Source organism: Pseudomonas sp. FSO-7 (genome assembly GCF_059579345.1).
In genome coordinates, this window is record NZ_CM184193.1 from 2,418,998 (window position 1) to 2,441,019 (window position 22,022).

The following is a 22,022-nucleotide window of genomic DNA, read 5'->3' on the forward strand; positions in this document are numbered from 1 at the left end:
TCGTTCATCGCGAGCAAGCTTTGCTCCCACAGGCCTACTCCAACAGGCCTGCTCCCACAGGGGATATCTGCACTCTTCAGTTGCTTGGCAACGCCAACTGCGCATTACCAAAACCAAACGGCGCCAACGCGAACCCCTGTTCATCCACCTGCAACGCCCAGCCTTGTTTGTCCCAGTCCCCCAGCACGATGCGTCTCGCTGCGTGCTCGCCCAGTTGCAGCTTGTGGATGGCGGGGCGGTGGGTATGGCCGTGGACCAGGGTCTTCACGCCGTATTGCTGCATGATCCGCGGGATCTCTTCGGGCGTGACGTCAACGATGTCATTGGCTTTCATGCGTGTCTGCGTGCGGCTTTCGCTGCGCAGTTTGCGCGCCAGTTTCTGGCGGCTGCCCAGCGGCAGGTGGCGCAGGATGAACAGCGTGACCGGGTTGCGCAGCCAGCGCCGCAGCTTCATGTAGCCTTCGTCGCGGGTACAGAGGCTGTCGCCGTGCATCAGCAGCACCGGCTCGCCGTTGAACTGCACGACACTTGGGTCCTTGAGCAGGGTGCAGCCAGCCGCTTTGCAAAAGGCCTGCCCTAGCATGAAGTCGCGATTGCCGTGCATCAGGAAAATGGCCGTGCCGCTGTCGCTCAATTCGCGCAGGGCCTGGCAGATGGAACGCTGGAACGGCGTCATGGCATCGTCGCCGATCCAGGCTTCAAAGAAGTCGCCCAGAATGTACAACGCTTGCGCCGAACGGGCGCGTGTGGCGAGTAAATCCAGAAACGCCCGGGTGATGTCCGGGCGCTCCTCTTCCAGATGCAAATCTGAAATCAGCAATATCACTCAATGATCTCGGCTTTCTCGATGATCACGTCTTCTGCCGGCACGTCCTGGTGGCCGGCCTTGGAAGTGGTGGCGACGCCCTTGATCTTGTCGACCACGTCGGTGCCTTCGATCACTTCACCGAACACCGCGTAGCCCCAACCTTGTACGGTCTTGGCGCTGTGGTTCAGGAAGCTGTTGTCGGCCACGTTGATGAAGAACTGCGCGGAGGCCGAATGCGGCTCCATGGTACGGGCCATGGCGACGCTGTACTTTTTGTTCGGCAGGCCGTTGTCGGCTTCGTTCTGGATGCTCGGGCGCTTGTCTTTCTTTTCCTTCATGCCTGGCTCGAAACCGCCGCCCTGGATCATGAAGTTGCCGATGACACGGTGGAACACGGTGTTTTCGTAGTGGCCGGCGTTGACGTATTCGATGAAGTTGGCCACGGTCAGCGGCGCTTTCTCGGCGTTCAGTTGCAGAACGATGTCGCCGAAGTTGGTGGACAGTTTGACTTTGCTCATGGTCGGTACTCTTTCAAGGAATTCGTGGGTTTCGGGGCTCAAACGCCCGCAACCGGTCTGGCTGCAATCGGCCAGGTTGGGCAGTTTAGCGCGCCGGGCACGAATTTCGAGGCTGTTTTTCATCTGGCCGTCGATTAAATTCAATCGTTTGCCGGCCTGGCCTGTCAGGTACTTGACAGCATCGGCTATGATACGGGCTTTGATTTATCAGGCCGCACCCGGCCGCGCACTTGTACGTTCAAGGATCCTATGAGCAAGCCCACTGTCGACCCTACCTCGAATTCCAAGACCGGCCCGGTCGTGCCGGTCAATTTCCTGCGCCCGATCATCCAGGCGGACCTGGACTCGGGTAAGCACACACAGATCGTCACTCGTTTCCCGCCGGAGCCCAACGGCTACCTGCACATCGGCCATGCCAAGTCGATCTGCGTGAATTTCGGCCTGGCCCAGGAGTTCGGCGGCGTCACGCACCTGCGTTTCGACGACACCAACCCGGCCAAGGAAGACCAGGAATACATCGACGCGATCGAAAGCGACGTCAAGTGGCTGGGGTTCGAATGGTCCGGTGAGGTGCGCTACGCCTCGCAATATTTCGACCAGTTGCACGACTGGGCGGTGGAACTGATCAAGTCCGGCAACGCCTACGTGTGCGACCTGACCCCCGAGCAGGCCAAGGAATACCGCGGCAGCCTGACCGAGCCGGGCAAGAACAGCCCGTTCCGTGAGCGCAGCGTGGAAGAGAACCTGGACCTGTTCGCCCGCATGCGCGCCGGTGAGTTCCCGGACGGCGCGCGGGTGCTGCGCGCCAAGATCGACATGGCCTCGCCGAACATGAACCTGCGCGACCCGATCATGTACCGCATCCGTCACGCCCATCACCACCAGACCGGCGATAAATGGTGCATCTACCCCAACTATGACTTCACCCATGGTCAGTCGGACGCCATCGAAGGCATCACCCACTCGATCTGCACCCTGGAGTTCGAAAGCCATCGTCCGTTGTACGAGTGGTTCCTCGAGCACCTGCCCGTGCCGGCCACTCCGCGCCAGTACGAATTCAGTCGCTTGAACCTGAACTACACCATCACCAGCAAGCGCAAGCTCAAGCAACTGGTGGACGAGAAGCACGTCAACGGTTGGGACGACCCACGCATGTCGACGCTGTCGGGCTTCCGTCGTCGCGGCTACACGCCAAAATCGATCCGCAACTTCTGCGAGATGGTCGGCACCAACCGTTCCGACGGCGTGGTGGACTTCGGCATGCTGGAATTCAGCATCCGCGACGACCTGGATCACAGCGCCCCGCGCGCCATGTGCGTGCTGCGTCCGCTGAAAGTCGTCATCACCAACTACCCGGAAGGCCAGGTCGAAAACCTCGAACTGCCGCGCCACCCGAAAGAAGACATGGGCGTGCGTGTCCTGCCGTTCGCCCGGGAAATCTACATCGATCGCGATGACTTCATGGAAGAGCCGCCAAAAGGCTACAAGCGCCTGGAGCCTACCGGCGAAGTGCGCCTGCGTGGCAGCTACGTGATCCGCGCCGACGAGGCCATCAAGGACGCCGACGGCAACATCGTCGAGCTGCGTTGCTCCTATGACCCCGACACCCTGGGCAAGAACCCGGAAGGTCGCAAGGTCAAGGGCGTGATCCACTGGGTGCCGGCCGCCGCCAGCGTCGAGTGCGAAGTGCGCCTGTACGATCGCCTGTTCCGTTCGCCGAACCCGGAGAAGGCCGAAGACAGCGCCAGCTTCCTGGACAACATCAACCCTGACTCCCTGCAAGTACTCACGGGTTGTCGTGCCGAGCCTTCGCTGGGCAACGCACAGCCGGAAGACCGTTTCCAGTTCGAGCGCGAAGGCTACTTCTGCGCGGATATCAAGGACTCGAAACCCGGTGCTCCGGTATTCAACCGTACCGTGACCTTGCGCGATTCCTGGGGTCAGTGATCAAGTCTTAAGGGAAACCCTGTGCTTACGATCTACAACACGCTCACCAAGAGCAAAGAAGTCTTCAAGCCGCTGGATGGCAACAAGGTTCGCATGTACGTCTGCGGCATGACCGTGTACGACTACTGCCACATCGGTCATGGTCGCAGCATGGTCGCCTTCGACCTGGTGACCCGCTGGCTGCGTTTCAGCGGTTATGACCTGACCTATGTGCGCAACATCACTGACATCGAAGACAAGATCATCAACCGTGCCCGTGAAAACGGCGAGCCTTACGATGCGCTGACCGAGCGCATGATCAAGGCCATGCACGAGGACGAGGCGCGCCTCAATATCCTCAAGCCGGACCTGGAGCCTCGTGCCACGGACCATATCCCGGGCATGCTGGCGATGATCCAGACCTTGATCGACAAGGGCTACGCCTACGCACCGGGCAATGGCGACGTGTACTACCGCGTCGCCAAGTTCATGGGCTACGGCAAGCTGTCGCGCAAGAAGATAGAAGACCTGCGCATCGGCGCACGCATCGAAGTCGACGAGTCGAAACAGGACCCGCTGGACTTCGTATTGTGGAAAGCCGCCAAGCCGGGCGAGCCGAGCTGGGAGTCGCCATGGGGCGCCGGGCGTCCGGGCTGGCACATCGAATGCTCGGTGATGTCCACCTGCTGCCTGGGCGAGACGTTCGACATTCATGGCGGCGGCAGCGACCTGGAGTTCCCGCACCACGAAAACGAAATCGCCCAAAGCGAAGCGGCCACCGGCAAGACCTACGCCAACGCGTGGATGCATTGCGGCATGATCCGGATCAACGGCGAGAAGATGTCCAAGTCCTTGAACAACTTCTTCACCATCCGCGACGTGCTGGAAAAGTACCACCCGGAAGTCATTCGTTATCTGCTGGTGTCGAGCCACTACCGCAGCGCCATCAACTACTCGGAAGACAACCTCAAGGACGCCAAGGGTGCCCTGGAGCGTTTCTACCATGCGTTGAAAGGCTTGCCGAATGTGCCGCCTGCCGGTGGCGAAGCGTTCGTGGCGCGTTTCACCGAAGTGATGAACGACGACTTCGGCACGCCGGAAGCCTGCGCGGTGCTGTTCGAGATGGTGCGCGAGATCAATCGCCTGCGGGAGAGCGATCTCTCTGCCGCGGCCGGTCTGGCGGCGCGTCTGAAGGAGCTGGCCAGCGTCCTGGGCGTGTTGCAGCTCGAGGCCGACGAGTTCCTGCAAGCCGGTGCCGAGGGGCGTGTGGATGCCGCCGAGGTCGACGCCTTGATTCAGGCGCGCCTGACCGCGCGGGCCAACAAGGACTGGGCCGAATCCGACCGCATCCGCGACCAGCTCACCGCCATGGGCGTGGTGCTGGAAGATGGGAAGGGCGGGACGACCTGGCGATTGGCGGACTAAGACCTCTTAGCACGCACAATCCCCCTTGTGGGAGCGGGCTTGCTCGCGAATGCGGTGTATCAGTTAGTGATTTGTTGACTGACACACTGCATTCGCGAGCAAGCCCGCTCCCACATTGGATCTGCTGTAGTCCCCAATTTTTTGCCCGCCTCCAATTCCTGTGGGAGCGAGCTTGCTCGCGATAGCGGAGTGTCAGACAACATGTTTGTCGCCTGATACACCGCCATCGCGAGCAGGCTCTCTCCCACAATTTTTCGTGCCCAGCCTGGCAATCATTCCTTTATGAGCTAGTACTGTCAGGTCGATTCGACGTTCCCACTGTCAGGAGTCTTCCATGTTGGCTCATTGGTCGCTTGCGGCAATTCATCTGCTGGCGTTCGCCCTCGGATTCTGGGCGGTGCTGACGCGCGGCACGGCACTGCGACGCCTGGCGGGCGGTGTGGACGCGGTGCGGAGTGTCTTGGTAGCTGACAACCTGTGGGGCCTGTCGGCGCTGGTGCTGTTGGTGACCGGTGGGGTGCGAGCGTTCGGTGGGTACGAAAAAGGCACGGACTATTACCTGCATCAACCGCTGTTTCATCTGAAGATGACGTTGCTGCTGTTTATCCTGTTGCTTGAAATCGTACCAATGATCGCCCTGATCAAATGGCGGATAGCGCTGGGCAAAGGGGCGGCGATTGATTCTTCAAAAGCCGGCCGACTTGCACGGATCAGCCACATCGAAGCCTTGTTGCTGATCTTGATGGTCGTCGCCGCCACAGGCATGGCGCGCGGCGTGGGCCTGGGCTGACCGACCGCGAACGCCTGCTTCGTCATCATTAAAACGAAACGTCTGACAGCCATGCTCAGCGCCATGCGATTAGTATCGATTCACGGACGGGGCGAAAGAAGGCGGGGTGGGGCAGGGTGCGGCGCAGTCGGCCAGAATCTTTAGCCAGCCATTGCGACGATGCAAACGGGCTGGCTGCGGACTGCTGCAATGTTCAGGGAGTTTGCGGCTTGTCGGGGGCGGTCAGGCCGGCCTGAATACGCTGATAGATCTCTTCACGATGCACCGCAACGTTTTTCGGGGCGTTGATGCCGATCCGTACTTGCTGGCCGCTAACGCCCAGAATGGTGATCGTGATGTCGTCACCAATGTTTATGCTTTCACCGACTTTGCGGGTGAGTATCAGCATGGTGTTCTCCTTGATTGCTTTATAGGGCACCTGATTCAGACAGTGCAGATGTCGGTACTGCTTATAGATTAGTGCTAAGTGTCACAATGTGGGTGCCTCTTTCTGACGTGCAGATGCAGCATTAATTCCCAGGGTGCGACTATACAGAGACGCCGGGCAGGATTCTCGTGTTTTGAGCATTGTTTGCGGCGATCTTGACGGGCACGGGTGCTAAAATCCATGCCTCATGTCTTCCAGGGGAAACGTTGTGCGCAAATTGGCTTGGGTTATCGCGGTATTGGTGTTGGCAGGATGCGGTGAAGGACGTGACGTCGAAGCGCCGAAGCCGAAACCCGCCGCGACCTCCGCACCGGCTGTCGCTGCCGCGCCGCAGTGGGCCGTCGAGGTTCGCGGCCAGACGCCACAGGCTGTCAGCGACCTGACCGGTTGGCTCATCGAGCACAGTTTCATGTCGACGGTGGTGCGGGAAAATGGCAAGGAGCGTGTCCTGGTCGGCCCTTTCAGCTCCGAGGCTGAAGCCCAAGCCAAGCAGGAGCAGGTCACGGCCGCCCTGGTCCGGGCGAAGAAACGCAACATCGAGACGTTGGTGGTGGATTACCCGACGGCCCAATGATCGGGCAGCACAAAAAAATCAGTCAAGCCACAAAACCTGTGGGAGCGAACTTGCTCGCGATAGGGACATGTCAGTCAACATCAACGTTGGCTGACCCACCGCTATCGCGAGCAAGCTCGCTCCCACAGTGGGTTTGTGCTGATCACGAATACGAGGTCAACCACAGGCCTTCATGTCCACCGGTCCCACGAACTCGTTCCCACGTCCCATGACGCACGCCACGCTCTGGTTGCGCTGGCGTTCCCAGCTTTCGACCGGGTAGGTCTTGTCCCAGGCTTCATACAGGCGCCGGTCCTGTTTTGACAGGCGCAGGCCATATTGCTTGCTCATGTAGAAATAGGTCCGGGCGATCATCCCTCGGATGGAAGGGCGGGGCATGACCTTCTTGGCCTTGAAATCCACCTGGGTCAGGCATGAGCCGTATTGACCCCTTTGCTCCGGCAGCCAACCGAAACTGAAATTGCTGCGGTCGCCATTCACTTCCCCGATGCTCGGCACCAGGTTGTGCAGGTCGGCCTCGGCCCGTTGATAGACGGGATCGTAGCGGGTGCAGTTCTTGCGACCGCCTTGTTGCCAGCATTGGCGTTGATGGCCGATCTGCCACGCCGGAACGATATGCTCCCACTCGATGCGGGCGGCACGGCTGGCATTCTTGCGCGGTACATAACCGCAGGCGGCCAGGTTCACGCGGTTGCCGGTGTATTTGCAGCCACAGTAGAACTCGGTGGATTGCGGGGCGTAGAGTTTCCAGGCGATTTTCTTGGCTTCGTTGAAGGTGCGCGGGGCACCGGCCTGTGCGCCCATGGCGATGAACACAAGCAAAAAAGCTAAACAGCGAACACTCATCAGGCTCAATCTTCCTTCGGCACAACCCAGAAAACCTGCACACCACCGTCGTCGCGATAGGCGAGGGTCACGTTGTCGTTCTCGTCGATTTCTTCCAGGAGGCGCTCCCACTCATCCACCGGCTCGTCGGGCAGACGGAAGATCAGGGCGGCCTTGGCTTTTTGCGCGGTGGGGGCGTTGATGATTTTCGAGACCCGGAGGCCGAGTCGCGTATAGGAATCTAAGGGAGTAGTTGCAGCGGAGGGGGTGGCCACAGGATTATCCTTATTAAGCTGTACGGGCATACAGTATTTAACCGTAGGCATTTACGCAACTACTTAATATTCAAGAAAATCGTCTGACAGCGCTTTTTTCGTTTTGGTGTAGGAGAAAGAAATTTTTTATCGACTGACGTAAACAGGCGTGACCCGCTCAGGGTGGCGAAGCTATCGGCTGTTTTCAGCAAGCGCTAAAGAAACGGCTTCGGCAGGCGATGTCCTTGGTAGGAATCCCTCTCCATGGAGTTTTGATATGTCGTTTTCCATCGGCTTTCCCAACGCGACAGCCGTGACCATCGGCGGCCAATCGGCTGCCACTCTGAAGGCCCTGAGCGAGGCAGAAGCCCAGGCCGCCGATGAGGCCCTGGGTACAACGCAAGCCTCGGGTAAGGTCCGCACGGGCATGGGCGCGGAGGCAACCGACCAGGCGCAGGAGGGCGGCAGCACCCAGAGCGTGGCGGTCCAGGTGCTGCTCAAACGGATGCAAGAGCTTCAGCAGCAGCTCAGGGAGCAGCAACAACAACTGGCCGCCGCCGAGGCACGCAACTATCCAACGGAAGAAGCCAAGACCTCGGCGGTGATGGCGGTCCAGGGGCAGATCGCCGACACCAGTGGCGCCTTGCTGGAGGTCACCGGCCACTTGGTCACGGAGCTGGCCAAGGGCGCCAGTTCGGGTACGGTGGTCAACACGACGGCCTGAACCTCGACGTTGCGGATCAAACCGCAACGTTGACAAATCTCCGAAGCCTTACCATAGTTCACTTCACGCAAACGTTTGCGCGGCGTTCCGTGCATTGATTTGCTCACAATAATCATAAGATCGGAGTGAACCCATGAAGTTGCCATTCGCTGGACGCCTTCTCGCTGTTGCCATGCTCGCGGCCGCATCCGCTGCGCTGCCTATCTCCTCGGCATTCGCCCAGACCGCAGAAAAACCCAAGGTCGCCCTGGTCATGAAATCCCTGGCCAACGAATTCTTCCTGACCATGGAAGACGGCGCCAAGGCTTATCAGAAGGAACACTCCGCCGATTTCGACCTGATCTCCAACGGGATCAAGGATGAAACCGACACCGCCAACCAGATCCGCATCGTCGAGCAAATGATCGTGTCCAAGGTCGATGCCCTCATCATCGCACCCGCGGATTCCAAGGCCATGGTGCCGGTGATCAAGAAAGCCGTGGATGCCGGCATCACGGTCATCAACATCGATAACCAGCTCGATCCGGATGTAGTCAAGAGCAAGAACATCAAGGTGCCGTTCGTAGGCCCTGACAACCGCAAGGGCGCGCGACTGGTGGGCGAGTACCTGGCCAAGCAGCTCAAGGCCGGTGACGAAGTCGGCATCATCGAAGGCGTGTCCACCACCACCAACGCCCAGGCGCGCACTGCGGGCTTCAAGGATGCGATGGAGGCGGCGCAGGTCAAGGTCGTGTCCCTGCAATCCGGCGACTGGGAAATCAACAAGGGCAACCAGGTTGCCGCGTCGATGCTCAGCGAATACCCGAACATCAAGGCACTGCTGGCCGGTAACGACAGCATGGCGGTCGGCGCCGTATCGGCCGTGCGCGCGGCGGGCAAGGCGGGCAAAGTGCAGGTGGTCGGCTACGACAACATCAATGCGATCAAGCCGATGCTCAAGGACGGTCGTGTCCTGGCGACGGCCGACCAGTTCGCTGCCAAGCAGGCCGTGTTCGGCATCGAAACAGCGCTGAAGATGCTCAAGGGCGAAAAAGTCGACAGCGGTACCAACGGCGTTATCGAAACTCCGGTCGAGCTGGTGACCAAGCCGTAATCCTGGCGACACAACGGTGCTCGCCCATCCGGGCGAGCGCATTGGAGAGTTTGTTATGTCCGTTCGCGACCCGAACGCTGTCCTGTGCGTCAGCGGTATCGGCAAGACCTATGCCCAGCCAGTACTGACCGATATCAGCCTGACGTTGATGCGCGGCGAAGTGCTGGCGCTGACCGGTGAAAATGGCGCCGGCAAAAGCACCCTGTCCAAAATCATCGGCGGGCTGGTGACGCCGACGACCGGGCAGATGCAATTTCAGGGGCAGGATTATCGCCCTGGCAGCCGGACCCAGGCTGAAGAGTTGGGCGTGCGCATGGTGATGCAGGAACTCAACCTGCTGCCGACCCTGTCCGTGGCTGAAAACCTGTTCCTCGACAACCTGCCCAGCCACGGTGGCTGGATCAGCCGCAAGCAATTGCGCAAGGCGGCCATCGAAGCCATGGCCCAGGTGGGGCTCGATGCAATCGATCCCGACACGCTGGTTGGCGAGCTGGGGATCGGTCACCAGCAAATGGTCGAGATTGCCCGCAACCTGATCGGCGATTGCCATGTGCTGATTCTCGATGAGCCGACCGCCATGCTGACGGCCCGCGAAGTCGAAATGCTCTTTGAGCAGATCACCCGCTTGCAGGCGCGCGGCGTGTCGATCATCTACATTTCCCATCGCCTCGAAGAACTGGCGCGGGTCGCCCAGCGCATTGCAGTACTGCGTGATGGCAACCTGGTCTGCGTCGAGCCGATGGCCAACTACGACAGCGAGCAATTGGTAACCCTGATGGTCGGTCGGGAGCTGGGCGAGCATATCGACCTGGGCCCACGCCAGATCGGCGCGCCGGCGTTGACCGTCAAAGGCCTGACCCGTTCCGACAAGGTCCGCGATGTCTCCTTCGAGGTCCGCAGTGGCGAAATCTTCGGCATCTCCGGCCTGATCGGGGCCGGGCGCACCGAACTGCTGCGGCTGATCTTCGGTGCCGATACGGCCGACAGCGGCACGGTGGCGCTGGGGTCGCCAGCCCGGGTGGTGAGCATTCGCTCTCCATCCGATGCAGTGGCCCATGGCATCGCGTTGATCACCGAAGACCGCAAGGGCGAAGGCCTGTTGCTGACCCAATCCATCGCCGCCAACATTGCCCTGGGCAACATGCCGGAGATTTCCAGCGCCGGCCTGGTCAATGGCAGCGCCGAACTGGCCTTGGCGCAGCGGCAGGTCGATGCCATGCGCATCCGCAGTTCCAGCCCGACCCAGTTGGTGTCCGAGCTGTCGGGCGGCAATCAGCAGAAAGTCGTGATCGGTCGTTGGCTCGAACGCGATTGCGCGGTGATGCTGTTCGACGAGCCGACCCGCGGCATCGACGTCGGCGCCAAATTCGACATCTATGCGCTGCTCGGTGAGTTGACTCGCCAGGGGAAGGCGCTGGTCGTGGTGTCCAGTGACCTACGGGAACTGATGTTGATCTGCGACCGGATCGGCGTGCTGTCCGCCGGGCGCCTGATCGACACCTTCGAGCGCGACAGCTGGACCCAGGATGACTTGCTTGCCGCCGCATTCGCCGGCTACCAGAAACGTGATGCGTTGCTCAACGAAGCAGCGCCTAGGGATTTTTCATGAAAACCGCATCTGCCGTCGGCAAATCGAGTGGCAACTTCTATGGCCTGGGGACCTACCTGGGCCTGGCCGGCGCACTGCTGGCCATGGTCGCGTTGTTCTCTGTCTTGAGTAGCCATTTCCTGTCCTATGACACGTTCAGCACCTTGGCCAACCAGATTCCCGACCTGATGGTGCTGGCGGTCGGCATGACGTTCATCCTGATCATCGGCGGCATTGACCTGTCGGTGGGCTCGGTGCTCGCACTGGCGGCCTCGACGGTCAGCGTGGCCGTGCTCGGCTGGGGCTGGAGCGTCTGGCCATCGGCCTTGCTCGGCATGGCCGTGGCGGCGCTGGCGGGTACGGTCACCGGTTCGATCACCGTGGCGTGGCGAATTCCATCGTTCATCGTCTCCCTCGGCGTGCTGGAAATGGCCCGGGGTCTGGCGTACCAGATGACCGGTTCGCGGACCGCCTACATCGGCGACTCGTTCGCCTGGCTGTCCAACCCCATCGCCTTTGGCATTTCACCTTCATTCATCATCGCCTTGCTGGTGATCTTCATTGCCCAGGCGGTGCTGACTCGTACGGTGTTCGGCCGCTACCTGATCGGCATCGGCACCAATGAAGAAGCCGTGCGCCTGGCCGGCATCAATCCAAAACCCTACAAGATCTTGGTGTTCAGCTTGATGGGCTTACTGGCCGGTGTGGCGGCGCTGTTCCAGATTTCCCGCCTGGAGGCCGCGGACCCGAACGCCGGCTCAGGTCTGGAACTGCAGGTGATCGCTGCGGTGGTCATCGGCGGCACCAGCCTGATGGGTGGGCGAGGCTCGGTCATCAGCACCTTCTTTGGCGTGCTGATCATCTCCGTGCTGGCGGCGGGCCTGGCGCAGATCGGCGCTACCGAACCGACCAAACGCATCATTACCGGCGCGGTGATCGTGGTGGCGGTCGTGCTCGATACCTATCGCAGCCAGCGCGCCAGTCGGCGGGGCTGAACCATGGCGACGATCAAGGATGTAGCAGCGCTCGCGGGGATTTCCTACACCACCGTGTCCCACGTGGTGAACAAAACGCGCCCGGTCAGCGAAGAAGTGCGGCTCAAGGTCGAGGCGGCCATCGAGCGCCTGGACTACGTGCCCAGCGCCGTGGCCCGGTCGCTCAAGGCCAAGACCACGGCGACCATCGGCCTGCTGGTGCCCAACAGCCTCAACCCTTACTTTGCCGAGCTGGCCCGGGGCATCGAGGATTACTGTGAGCGCAACGGTTATTGCGTGATCCTGTGCAACTCCGACGACAACCCGGACAAGCAACGCAGCTACCTGCGGGTGCTGCTGGAAAAGCGCATCGATGGCCTGATCTTCGCGTCCGCTGGCGGTGATGACGGCCTGGCCGAGGGCCTGGCCAACGTGCGCACGCCCATGGTGATCGTCGACCGCGGGCTCGATGGTGTCGACGCCGATCTGGTGCGCATCGATCATGAATACGGCGCCTACCTGGCGACCCGGCACCTGCTGGAGTTGGGTCACCACGATATCGCCTTCATTGGCGGCCCGGCCAACACCAGCGTGGCGCAGATGCGCCTGGCCGGTTACTGCCGGGCGCTGAAAGAGGCCGGGATCGAGCTGCCCATCGAGCGCATGCTCGAGAGCGATTTCACCAGTACCGGCGGTTACCGCGCCGCCGCGCAACTGCTTGAACAGTTGCCGCCCAGCGCGATCTTCGCGGCCAACGACATGATCGGCATCGGTGTGCTGCGCGCCGCCGCTGAACGCAACGTGCGCGTGCCCAGCGAACTGTCGGTCATCGGTTTCGATGACATCCAGATGAGCCGCTATGTCTACCCGGCGTTGACCACGGTAGGGCAGTCGATCCTGCAGCTTGGCGAGATGGCGGCCGAAGTGCTGTTGCGACGTATCGCGACGCCGAGCCTGGCCACCGACCAGCGGATCGTGACGCCAAGTATTGTCCTGCGAGAGTCGACTGCACCGCTGTCCGGTGCATTCGCCCAATACCGCTGAACCGAATTGATGAGTAGTGATGTATGCCAGCAAAAGTAGTGGTAATAGGCAGCCTGAACATGGACCTGGTGACCCGGGCGCCGCGCTTGCCCCGTGGCGGTGAAACGCTGATTGGCGAGTCGTTCGCCACCATTGCGGGCGGCAAGGGCGCCAACCAAGCGGTGGCCGCCGCGCGCCTGGGGGCGCAGGTGTCGATGGTCGGCTGCGTGGGCAACGACGCCTATGGCGAGCAATTGCGCGGCGCGCTGCTGGCCGAGGGCATCGATTGCCAGGCGGTGCGCGTGGTGGAGGGTTCCAGCGGCGTGGCGCTGATTGTCGTCGACGACAACAGCCAGAATGCGATCGTGATCGTCGCCGGTGCCAACGGTGCGCTCACCGCCGAGGTCCTGGACAGTGTCGATGACGTGCTGCAAAGCGCCGATGTCATCATCTGCCAGCTCGAAGTGCCGGATGCCACCGTCGGCCATGCCCTCAAGCGCGGGCGTGAGTTGGGCAAAATCGTCATCCTCAACCCGGCGCCGGCTTCCCATACGTTGCCCGCCGATTGGTACGCCTGCATCGATTACCTGATTCCCAATGAAAGCGAAGCAGCGGTGCTGAGCGCACTGGCGGTGGATTCCCTGGAAACCGCAGAGGCTGCCGCAGCGCACTTGATCGCGGCCGGTGCCGGCAAGGTGATTGTGACCCTGGGCGCGCAAGGTTTGATGTTCGCCAACGGCGCCAGCTTCGAGCATTTCCCGGCCCCGCGGGTCAAGGCAGTGGATACCACGGCTGCCGGTGACACCTTTGTCGGCGGCTTCGCGGCAGCCTTGGCAAGCGGCAAAAGCGAGGTTGATGCGATTCGTTTCGGCCAGGTCGCCGCCGCGCTGTCGGTCACCCGTGCCGGCGCACAACCTTCAATCCCCACGCTGCTGGAAGTACAGGCTTTCAAATCATGAAAAAGACGCCGTTGTTGAATGTGGCACTGTCCCGATTGATCGCTTCCCTCGGCCATGGCGACAAGGTGGTCATCGGTGATGCCGGCCTGCCCGTGCCGCCCCAGGTCGAATTGATCGACCTGGCGCTGACCCATGGCATTCCTGATTTCGTCAGCACCTTGAAGGTGGTGCTCAGCGAAATGCAGGTGGAAAGCCATGTTCTGGCCGAGGAAATCCTCGACAAACAGCCGTTGGCCCTGACAACCCTGGAGGCGCTGAATGCCGAGGGTGCGTTGGGTGAGCGGGCGTTGGTCAGCCATGAGCAATTCAAGGTCATCAGCCGACAGGCACGGGCGATCATTCGCACAGGCGAGTGTTCGCCGTACTGCAATATCGTGCTGGTCGCTGGAGTGACGTTCTAACCCTGTTCAACCCTGCACAAGGAGTGCGCCATGCACCGCTATGCTCAGAAAATGCATCAACTGATCCGGAGTCTGCTGCTTTTGTCACTGATCACCGCAACGAGCGCCCAGGCGGCGGAAAAGATCGACCTGATCATCGACACCGATCCAGGCGCCGACGACGTGGTGGCACTGTTGTTCGCCCTGGCGTCGCCCGAGGAGCTGCATATCCGTGCGCTGACCACCGTCGCCGGCAACGTGCGCCTGGACAAGACCTCGCGCAACGCTCGCCTGGCCCGTGAGTGGGCAGGGCGCGAAGACGTGCCGGTCTACGCCGGTGCGCCGAAACCGTTGATGCGCACGCCCATCTACGCAGAAAACATCCATGGCAAGGAAGGCCTGTCGGGTGTCACGGTGCACGAGCCGAAGAAGGGGCTGGCCGAGGGCAATGCCGTCAACTACCTGATCGACACGCTGAAGGCGGCCAAGCCCCACAGCATCACCATTGCCATGCTGGGGCCACAGACCAACCTGGCGCTGGCGTTGGTCCAGGAACCGGACATTGTCCAGGGCATCAAGGAAGTGGTGATCATGGGCGGTGCGCACTTCAACGGCGGCAATATCACGCCGGTGGCTGAGTTCAATCTGTTCGCCGACCCGCAGGCGGCCGAGGTGGTGGCCAAGAGCGGCGTTAAGCTGACCTATCTGCCGTTGGACGTGACCCACAAGATCCTCACCAGCGAAGCGCGCCTGAAGCAGATCGCGGCGCTGAACAACAATGCCAGCAAGCTGGTGGGCGATATCCTCAACGAATACGTCAAGGGCGACATGGAACATTACGGCATGACGGGCGGCCCGGTGCATGACGCGACCGTGATTGCCTACCTGCTCAAGCCGCAACTGTTCACCGGTCGTTCAGTCAATGTCGTCGTGGACAGTCGCGAGGGGCCGACGTTCGGCCAGACTATCGTCGACTGGTATGACGGCCTGAAAGCGCCGAAGAACGCGTTCTGGGTGGAAAACGGTGATGCCCAGGGGTTCTTTGACCTGCTGACCGAGCGCCTGGCGCGCCTCAAGTAACCTGCCTGGCTATGCACCCGCAGGCTGGACCTGCGGGCGCGTGCCTCAATCCACGGCGTCGACGATGCTCGAGTAGCGCTCGAACGTCTGCTGGATGAAGTTGCGGGCAACGTCCGTCCCCAACTCCTTCACCAACAAATCTATGCAGATGATTGCCAGTTCCTCCGGGCTGCCCGGGCTATAGGAACTGTGGCCCTCCGACCATTTGGCATTGATGGTGGCTTCGATGCTGACGGTGCTCATGGTCGGGCTCGCGAGTTGGATGTCTGTAGGCTGAGTTAAACATTTTTGCCCGGGATTTGGCACTGCGACTTAGGCATTGGGGGAGGGCTGTGCGACACTTGTTTTTTTTGTTTTCAGAAGGAGCCCCGCCCGTGCAGATCGATTTGAACGCTCCTGGCGGCCTGACCCTCGAGGCGGTTCGTCAATTGCTGGCGTCGGCCAGCGATGACGAACATACCCAGCTGCGCGTGACCAAGGACGGCATCGCCTATTTGTCCTCGGGTGTGGTTGGTGGCGTTGACATCGATGGTTTGCGGTTTCGGCTCGAAACCTGGGCGAAGGGCTCGGGGTATGTCGGCCGGGTCGCTGCCAGCGACGAGGTCTGGGTCATGCAGATCTACAACGCGCTGAAGGACAACTGGCCCAGTCCGCCCTTCGATTACATCGACGTTTATTGAGCCGCGTTCATATCCAGTCACGATTCAGGGCTGAACAGGGCGGTGGGCTCAGGCAAACTGCCAGCTTTCCCCGGCCTGATGGGTGCGGTGTTGAAACCAAGCGCCGTTTGGGTTGTCGCACGCTCTCTGTTTATTCATCGAAAAAAAGGAGGCTTCATGCCTTGGAAGCTCGCGTCATTGAGTACTTTGCTGGCCGCCATGTTCTTGAGTGGTTGCAGCAGCACCTCTGAATCGACCCCCGAACCTGTGGCTGCCGAGACCGGTCACAGCCGCTGCGAAGCAAAGGCCGCCGAGTTCGTCATTGGGAAAAAGGCTTCGCCGCAGTTGCTGGAGCAGGCGCGTACCCGGGCCGGTGCGCAGAACGCGCGGATCCTCAAGCCCAACGACATGGTGACGCTTGAGTACCGCTCCGATCGCCTGAACCTCAACACCGATGCCAACCTGGTGGTCAACCGGGTGAACTGCGGCTGATCGATGGTTTTCAATCGCCCATAAAAAACCCCGTCACATGGACGGGGTTTTTTAGTACGCGGAGAAATTACTCAGCGCGAACCTGTGCAGCTTGCATACCCTTTTGGCCTTTCTCAGCCACGAAGGAAACGGTCTGGCCTTCTTTCAGGCTTTTGAAACCGTCGCTTTCGATAGCTTTGAAGTGTACGAACAGGTCGTCACCGCCACCTTGAGGAGTGATGAAGCCGAAGCCTTTTTCATCGTTGAACCATTTAACGGTGCCGGTTTGGCGATTAGACATGGTGTATCTCCAAGAAACATATATTTTCAGTGTACTGTGCTGCTCAGGCCAACTGGGCACACCCGGGTATCATAGTCGAAATGTTCGATTTGGGAGCCCCCCGCAGGCGCTGTTTGCCAATCAGTCGTGTTTACTTTATCGCCTTTACCCGCTGAAAGGCCCGGTTTTAAAGGCTTTGAGCCGAAAGTAAAGACGATAAAAAAAGCTGTAAAACCTGAATAAATCGTTCGAAAAAGCCTGAAATCAGGGTTTTTCAACCCGGTCGGGCCTGTTCAGGAAGCCTGTTTTCCTACTTTTTCGCCTTGTTATCGGCCTTGCATTTTGCGATCTGCCCCAGTGCCTTTTGCTGCAGTTCCGGGGTGGCCTTGTTGTCCATCAAGGCCTGGATGTCCGAGGCCGGGTAGGACTTGATCGCGTCGGCGCCACAGGCGCAATGAGACTTGGCCGCGGCCGCGCCAATCTGGGGTGTTGCGGCTTGCGTGCATTGGGCCATGTATTTTTCGCGCTCGCCCTTGGGCCAGTCGGCATGGGCGGTGAGTGGAAGCAGCAGGGCGAGGGGGGCGACTACTGCGAACAATCTATTCAGACGCATGCGAAGATGCTCCTTTTGGGTCGATGTCTTGTTATCTGAGGCGTTGCGCTCGCTTCAGTTCAGCACTCTGGCATAAAAACCCTGGATTTACGCCTGCCTCAATTCCGGCGCGGCGATGACCGTTCATCTGTGCTAGCATGCCGGGCTCGGCTATTTCCAGGCTGCGGATGATCGTTCGTCCCGGTGGCAAATGTCCGAATAACCCTGATTTGAATCCCAGTCACTCTGGTTCGGTTTTCCCGGTTGGCCGCAAGGCTCCTGCCGCTGTAAGGCAGGCGTTCGTCATTGAATGGCCTGGACTGGATCTTGTACTGGCTCATCCCAACCCACGTGACCTTTGGTAGGGGTCACCACTAGGAGAGGAGGCGCCATGCCAACTATTACTCTTCCCGACGGCAGTCAACGTTCGTTCGATCACCCGGTTTCCGTAGCCGAGGTCGCCGCATCCATCGGCGCGGGCCTGGCCAAGGCCACCCTGGCCGGCAAGGTCAACGGCAAACTGGTCGACGCCAGTGACGTCATCGACAGCGACGCCACGCTGCAAATCATCACGCCCAAGGATGAAGAGGGGCTGGAGATCATTCGCCACTCCTGCGCGCACTTGGTTGGCCACGCGGTCAAACAACTGTACCCGAGCGCGAAGATGGTCATCGGGCCGGTCATCGATGAAGGCTTCTATTACGACATCGCCTTCGAACGTCCTTTCACGCCGGACGACATGGCGGCCATCGAGCAGCGCATGCAGCAGCTGATCGAGAAAGATTACGACGTCATCAAGAAAGTCACCCCGCGCGCCGAAGTCATCGAAGTCTTCAAGGCCCGTGGCGAGGACTACAAGCTGCGTCTGGTGGAAGACATGCCGGACGAGCAGGCCATGGGCCTGTACTACCACGAAGAATACGTCGACATGTGCCGCGGCCCGCACGTGCCGAACACGCGTTTCCTGAAATCCTTCAAGCTGACCAAGCTGTCCGGCGCCTACTGGCGTGGCGATGCGAAGAACGAGCAGTTGCAGCGCGTCTATGGCACCGCCTGGGCGGACAAGAAGCAACTGGCGGCCTACATCCAGCGCATTGAAGAAGCCGAAAAGCGCGATCACCGCAAGATCGGCAAGCGCCTGGGCCTGTTCCATACCCAGGAAGAGTCCCCGGGCATGGTGTTCTGGCATCCGAACGGCTGGACCCTGTACCAGGTGCTCGAGCAGTACATGCGTCAGGTCCAGCGTGAGAACGGTTACCTGGAGATCAAGACGCCGCAAGTGGTCGATCGCAGCCTGTGGGAGAAATCCGGGCACTGGGCCAACTACGCCGACAACATGTTCACCACCCAGTCGGAAAACCGCGACTACGCCATCAAGCCGATGAACTGCCCGTGCCACGTGCAGGTGTTCAACCAGGGCCTGAAAAGCTACCGCGAGCTGCCGATGCGCCTGGCCGAGTTCGGTGCCTGCCACCGCAACGAGCCGTCGGGCGCGCTGCACGGCATCATGCGCGTGCGTGCGTTTACCCAGGACGATGCGCACATCTTCTGCACCGAAGAGCAGATGCAGGCTGAATCCGCCGCCTTCATCAAGCTGACCATGGACGTCTACCGGGACTTCGGCTTCACCGAAGTAGAGATGAAGCTGTCCACTCGTCCGGAAAAACGCGTCGGCTCCGACGAGTTGTGGGATCGCGCCGAAGCGGCCCTGGCCGCAGCCCTCGATAGCGCGGGCCTTGCGTATGACCTGCAGCCGGGCGAGGGGGCTTTCTACGGGCCGAAGATCGAGTTCTCGCTGAAAGATTGCCTTGGTCGCGTGTGGCAGTGTGGTACCCTGCAGCTCGATTTTAACCTGCCGATCCGTCTGGGCGCTGAATACGTGTCCGAAGACAACAGCCGCAAGCACCCGGTCATGCTTCACCGCGCGATCCTCGGTTCGTTCGAGCGTTTCGTAGGGATTCTGATCGAACACTACGAGGGTGCGTTCCCTGCGTGGCTGGCGCCGACTCAGGCAGTGATCATGAATATCACTGATAAACAGGCAGATTTTGCCGCTGAAGTCGAAAAAACTCTCAACCAAAGCGGATTTCGTGCCAAGTCCGACTTGAGAAATGAAAAGATCGGCTTTAAAATCCGCGAGCATACTTTGCTCAAGGTTCCCTTTCTCTTGGTTATTGGAGATCGGGAGGTCGAGATGCAGACTGTCGCTGTGCGTACTCGTGAAGGTGCTGACCTGGGCTCGATGCCCGTCGCCGAATTCGCTGAGTTCCTCGCGCAAGCGGTTTCCCGGCGTGGTCGCCCAGATTTGGAGTAATTATTATTAAGCGTGAAATGAGACAAGATAAACGAGCTGCACCGAAAGCCCCGATCAACGAGAATATCTCGGCACGCGAGGTTCGGTTAATTGGCGCTGACGGCGAGCAGATTGGCATCGTCTCGATTGATGAAGCGCTTCGTATTGCTGAAGAAGCCAAGCTTGATCTGGTAGAAATTTCCGCGGATGCAGTCCCACCGGTTTGCCGGGTGATGGACTACGGCAAGTCGATCTTCGAGAAGAAGAAGCAGATTGCCGCGGCGAAGAAAAACCAGAAGCAGATTCAGGTAAAAGAAATCAAGTTTCGTCCAGGGACGGAGGAAGGGGATTACCAGGTAAAACTGCGCAACCTGGTACGTTTCCTGAGTGATGGGGACAGGGCCAAGGTATCCTTGCGATTCCGCGGCCGTGAGATGGCCCACCAGGAGCTGGGGATGGAACTCCTCAAGCGGGTTGAACAAGACCTGCTCGAGTACGGTTCGGTCGAACAGCATCCTAAGATGGAAGGACGCCAGCTGATCATGGTCATCGCCCCGAAAAAGAAGAAGTAATCACCAGGGCACGGCAGGCCTTGCGATTATGTTTATCAACTGAATGCGGAGTATCCGAACATGCCAAAGATGAAGACCAAAAGTGGTGCTGCTAAGCGGTTTCTGAAAACTGCTAACGGTATCAAGCACAAGCACGCTTTCAAGAGCCACATCCTGACCAAAATGTCGACCAAGCGTAAGCGTCAACTGCGCGGTAGCAGCTTGCTGCATCCGTCTGACGTGGCAAAAGTCGAGCGCATGCTGCGCCTTCGTTAATTTTTGGATCAAGAATAGAGGAAGTAACTCATGGCTCGTGTAAAGCGTGGCGTCATTGCCCGTAAGCGTCACAAGAAAATTCTGAAACTTGCTAAAGGCTACTACGGCGCGCGCTCCCGCGTATTCCGTGTTGCCAAGCAAGCGGTAATCAAGGCAGGCCAATACGCCTACCGTGACCGTCGTCAGAAAAAACGTCAGTTCCGCGCTCTGTGGATCGCTCGTATCAACGCTGGTGCTCGTGTTAACGGTCTGTCCTACAGCCGTTTCATCGCTGGCCTGAAAAAAGCGTCCATCGAGATCGACCGTAAGGTTCTGGCTGATCTGGCAGTGAACGAAAAAGCGGCGTTTGCTGCGATTGTCGAGAAAGCTAAAGCCACCTTGGCTTAAGTACCCCCGGCAGTCACCAGGGCTCGCCTTTGTGGGCCCAGGTGTCAAACGTCATAAATAGGGGAAGAGCCTTAAAGCTCTTCCCCTATTTTGTATCTGGAGTCTGTACATGGAAAACCTGGACGCGCTGGTCGCTCAAGCACTAGAGGCTGTGCAAAGCGCTGAAGATATCAATGCCCTGGAGCAAATCCGGGTTCACTACCTTGGCAAGAAGGGCGAGTTGACTCAGGTGATGAAGACCCTGGGGAACCTGCCAGCCGAAGAGCGTCCGCAGGTCGGTGCGCTGATCAACGTTGCCAAGGAGCGTGTCACAGAAGTCCTCAATGCGCGCAAGGCGTTGTTCGAGGAGGCGGATCTGGCTGCCAAGCTCGCCGCTGAGTCCATCGACGTAACCCTGCCTGGCCGTGGCCAGACCTCCGGTGGCCTGCATCCGGTAACCCGGACCCTGGAACGCATCGAGCAGTTCTTCACCCACATCGGCTACGGCATTGCCGAAGGCCCTGAGGTCGAAGACGACTACCACAACTTCGAGGCGCTCAACATCCCAGGCCATCACCCGGCCCGGTCGATGCATGACACCTTCTATTTCAATGCGAACATGCTGTTGCGCACCCATACCTCGCCGGTACAGGTCCGCACCATGGAATCGCAGCAGCCGCCGATCCGCATCGTCTGCCCAGGCCGTGTGTACCGCAGCGACTCCGATATCACCCACTCGCCGATGTTCCACCAGGTCGAAGGCCTGCTGGTTGATCGCGACATCAATTTCGCCGACCTGAAAGGCACTATCGAAGAGTTCCTGCGGGTGTTCTTCGAAAAAGAACTGGCGGTGCGTTTCCGTCCTTCGTACTTCCCGTTCACCGAGCCGTCGGCTGAAGTCGACATGGAATGCGTGATGTGCAGCGGTAAAGGCTGTCGCGTCTGCAAGCAGACTGGCTGGCTGGAAGTCATGGGCTGCGGCATGGTTCACCCGAACGTGCTGCGTATGTCCGGGATCGATCCGGAAGAGTTCTCGGGCTTTGCTTTCGGCATGGGCGTCGAGCGCCTGGCCATGTTGCGTTACGGTGTGAATGACTTGCGCCTGTTCTTCGACAACGACTTGCGATTCCTTGCGCAATTTCGCTAGGTCGTAGTCCGTAACGAAT

The 22,022-nt window shown here is 59.8% G+C and carries 27 protein-coding genes; 19 read left to right on the forward strand and 8 right to left on the reverse strand.

What is annotated here, in order from left to right; genetic code table 11:
* Positions 1-76 precede the first annotated feature (76 nt).
* Entirely contained in the window at positions 77-826 is a 750-nt protein-coding gene (locus AC515T_RS10625; protein ID WP_496532438.1) for a UDP-2,3-diacylglucosamine diphosphatase, read from the reverse strand.
* Positions 823-1,326 carry a peptidylprolyl isomerase gene (locus AC515T_RS10630; protein WP_496533103.1) on the reverse strand — a complete coding sequence of 168 codons (504 nt, stop codon included), beginning with the start codon at positions 1,324-1,326 and terminating at the stop codon, positions 823-825. Before AC515T_RS10630 ends, AC515T_RS10625 begins: the two co-directional genes overlap by 4 nt.
* A gap of 249 nt (positions 1,327-1,575) precedes the next feature.
* On the opposite strand from AC515T_RS10630, the gene AC515T_RS10635 reads away from it, so the two are divergent.
* The 3 genes from AC515T_RS10635 to AC515T_RS10645 all read left to right on the forward strand — a co-directional run bounded on the left by AC515T_RS10635 (position 1,576) and on the right by AC515T_RS10645 (position 5,467).
* Positions 1,576-3,273, forward strand: a complete 1,698-nt coding sequence (locus AC515T_RS10635) for a glutamine--tRNA ligase/YqeY domain fusion protein (RefSeq protein ID WP_496532439.1) — start codon at positions 1,576-1,578, stop codon at positions 3,271-3,273.
* 21 nt (positions 3,274-3,294) lie between these two features.
* The gene (gene cysS, locus AC515T_RS10640; protein WP_496532440.1) at positions 3,295-4,677 is read left to right on the forward strand and encodes a cysteine--tRNA ligase; all 1,383 of its coding nucleotides are present in this window, start codon (positions 3,295-3,297) and stop codon (positions 4,675-4,677) included.
* 334 nt (positions 4,678-5,011) lie between these two features.
* A complete protein-coding gene (locus AC515T_RS10645; RefSeq protein WP_496532441.1) occupies positions 5,012-5,467 on the forward strand; it encodes a DUF2214 family protein in 456 nt (151 codons plus the stop codon).
* A 193-nt stretch (positions 5,468-5,660) separates the two neighbouring features.
* On the opposite strand, the gene csrA is transcribed toward AC515T_RS10645, so the two are convergent.
* Positions 5,661-5,855: a carbon storage regulator CsrA gene (csrA, locus tag AC515T_RS10650; protein WP_003179932.1), complete on the reverse strand. Its 195-nt coding sequence runs from the start codon at positions 5,853-5,855 to the stop codon at positions 5,661-5,663.
* Positions 5,856-6,102: 247 nt separating this feature from the next.
* Here csrA and AC515T_RS10655 point away from each other — a divergent pair, with 247 nt between their 5' ends.
* Positions 6,103-6,468 carry an SPOR domain-containing protein gene (locus AC515T_RS10655; RefSeq protein WP_496532442.1) on the forward strand — a complete coding sequence of 122 codons (366 nt, stop codon included), beginning with the start codon at positions 6,103-6,105 and terminating at the stop codon, positions 6,466-6,468.
* 156 nt (positions 6,469-6,624) lie between these two features.
* Here AC515T_RS10655 and AC515T_RS10660 read toward each other — a convergent pair whose 3' ends face one another.
* Positions 6,625-7,314 (reverse strand): endonuclease, encoded by a 690-nt coding sequence (locus tag AC515T_RS10660; RefSeq protein ID WP_496532443.1) that lies wholly within the window; start codon positions 7,312-7,314, stop codon positions 6,625-6,627.
* Between the two features lie 5 nt (positions 7,315-7,319).
* Positions 7,320-7,619 (reverse strand): DUF1654 domain-containing protein, encoded by a 300-nt coding sequence (locus AC515T_RS10665; protein WP_053121397.1) that lies wholly within the window; start codon positions 7,617-7,619, stop codon positions 7,320-7,322.
* Between the two features lie 205 nt (positions 7,620-7,824).
* On the opposite strand from AC515T_RS10665, the gene AC515T_RS10670 reads away from it, so the two are divergent.
* From AC515T_RS10670 to AC515T_RS10705, 8 genes are all read left to right on the forward strand, one after another.
* Positions 7,825-8,271, forward strand: a complete 447-nt coding sequence (locus AC515T_RS10670; protein WP_496532444.1) for a hypothetical protein — start codon at positions 7,825-7,827, stop codon at positions 8,269-8,271.
* Between the two features lie 133 nt (positions 8,272-8,404).
* Positions 8,405-9,364: a sugar ABC transporter substrate-binding protein gene (locus AC515T_RS10675; protein WP_496532445.1), complete on the forward strand. Its 960-nt coding sequence runs from the start codon at positions 8,405-8,407 to the stop codon at positions 9,362-9,364.
* Positions 9,365-9,419: 55 nt separating this feature from the next.
* Positions 9,420-10,973: a sugar ABC transporter ATP-binding protein gene (locus AC515T_RS10680; RefSeq protein WP_496532446.1), complete on the forward strand. Its 1,554-nt coding sequence runs from the start codon at positions 9,420-9,422 to the stop codon at positions 10,971-10,973.
* Complete coding sequence (locus tag AC515T_RS10685; RefSeq protein ID WP_496532447.1) at positions 10,970-11,947, forward strand: ABC transporter permease; 978 nt, start codon at positions 10,970-10,972, stop codon at positions 11,945-11,947. The genes AC515T_RS10680 and AC515T_RS10685 overlap by 4 nt, the downstream gene beginning before the upstream one ends.
* A gap of 3 nt (positions 11,948-11,950) precedes the next feature.
* Entirely contained in the window at positions 11,951-12,970 is a 1,020-nt protein-coding gene (locus AC515T_RS10690) for a LacI family DNA-binding transcriptional regulator (protein WP_496532448.1), read from the forward strand.
* 23 nt (positions 12,971-12,993) lie between these two features.
* Entirely contained in the window at positions 12,994-13,908 is a 915-nt protein-coding gene (gene rbsK / locus AC515T_RS10695; RefSeq protein WP_496532449.1) for a ribokinase, read from the forward strand.
* Complete coding sequence (gene rbsD / locus AC515T_RS10700; RefSeq protein ID WP_496532450.1) at positions 13,905-14,309, forward strand: D-ribose pyranase; 405 nt, start codon at positions 13,905-13,907, stop codon at positions 14,307-14,309. The genes rbsK and rbsD overlap by 4 nt, the downstream gene beginning before the upstream one ends.
* A gap of 30 nt (positions 14,310-14,339) precedes the next feature.
* Complete coding sequence (locus tag AC515T_RS10705; protein WP_003203636.1) at positions 14,340-15,368, forward strand: nucleoside hydrolase; 1,029 nt, start codon at positions 14,340-14,342, stop codon at positions 15,366-15,368.
* A 45-nt stretch (positions 15,369-15,413) separates the two neighbouring features.
* On the opposite strand, the gene AC515T_RS10710 is transcribed toward AC515T_RS10705, so the two are convergent.
* Positions 15,414-15,611 (reverse strand): hypothetical protein, encoded by a 198-nt coding sequence (locus AC515T_RS10710; RefSeq protein ID WP_122568169.1) that lies wholly within the window; start codon positions 15,609-15,611, stop codon positions 15,414-15,416.
* A gap of 131 nt (positions 15,612-15,742) precedes the next feature.
* On the opposite strand from AC515T_RS10710, the gene AC515T_RS10715 reads away from it, so the two are divergent.
* Together AC515T_RS10715 and AC515T_RS10720 are read left to right on the forward strand one after the other, a co-directional pair.
* Complete coding sequence (locus AC515T_RS10715) at positions 15,743-16,048, forward strand: hypothetical protein (RefSeq protein WP_496532451.1); 306 nt, start codon at positions 15,743-15,745, stop codon at positions 16,046-16,048.
* A gap of 156 nt (positions 16,049-16,204) precedes the next feature.
* Positions 16,205-16,519, forward strand: coding sequence for an I78 family peptidase inhibitor (locus tag AC515T_RS10720; protein ID WP_496532452.1), 315 nt, complete (start codon positions 16,205-16,207; stop codon positions 16,517-16,519).
* A gap of 67 nt (positions 16,520-16,586) precedes the next feature.
* Here AC515T_RS10720 and AC515T_RS10725 read toward each other — a convergent pair whose 3' ends face one another.
* Positions 16,587-16,799: a cold-shock protein gene (locus AC515T_RS10725; protein WP_007905882.1), complete on the reverse strand. Its 213-nt coding sequence runs from the start codon at positions 16,797-16,799 to the stop codon at positions 16,587-16,589.
* A gap of 289 nt (positions 16,800-17,088) precedes the next feature.
* A complete protein-coding gene (locus AC515T_RS10730; RefSeq protein WP_496532453.1) occupies positions 17,089-17,391 on the reverse strand; it encodes a hypothetical protein in 303 nt (100 codons plus the stop codon).
* A gap of 370 nt (positions 17,392-17,761) precedes the next feature.
* On the opposite strand from AC515T_RS10730, the gene thrS reads away from it, so the two are divergent.
* From thrS to pheS, 5 genes are all read left to right on the forward strand, one after another.
* Positions 17,762-19,684: a threonine--tRNA ligase gene (gene thrS / locus AC515T_RS10735; protein WP_014337550.1), complete on the forward strand. Its 1,923-nt coding sequence runs from the start codon at positions 17,762-17,764 to the stop codon at positions 19,682-19,684.
* Positions 19,684-20,235 carry a translation initiation factor IF-3 gene (gene infC / locus AC515T_RS10740; protein WP_169432615.1) on the forward strand — a complete coding sequence of 184 codons (552 nt, stop codon included), beginning with the start codon at positions 19,684-19,686 and terminating at the stop codon, positions 20,233-20,235. The genes thrS and infC overlap by 1 nt, the downstream gene beginning before the upstream one ends.
* A gap of 60 nt (positions 20,236-20,295) precedes the next feature.
* Complete coding sequence (gene rpmI / locus AC515T_RS10745) at positions 20,296-20,490, forward strand: 50S ribosomal protein L35 (protein ID WP_002553160.1); 195 nt, start codon at positions 20,296-20,298, stop codon at positions 20,488-20,490.
* A 30-nt stretch (positions 20,491-20,520) separates the two neighbouring features.
* Positions 20,521-20,877, forward strand: a complete 357-nt coding sequence (gene rplT / locus AC515T_RS10750; RefSeq protein WP_002553161.1) for a 50S ribosomal protein L20 — start codon at positions 20,521-20,523, stop codon at positions 20,875-20,877.
* 109 nt (positions 20,878-20,986) lie between these two features.
* Positions 20,987-22,003 carry a phenylalanine--tRNA ligase subunit alpha gene (gene pheS, locus AC515T_RS10755; RefSeq protein ID WP_003203624.1) on the forward strand — a complete coding sequence of 339 codons (1,017 nt, stop codon included), beginning with the start codon at positions 20,987-20,989 and terminating at the stop codon, positions 22,001-22,003.
* The last annotated feature ends 19 nt before the right edge of the window (positions 22,004-22,022 follow it).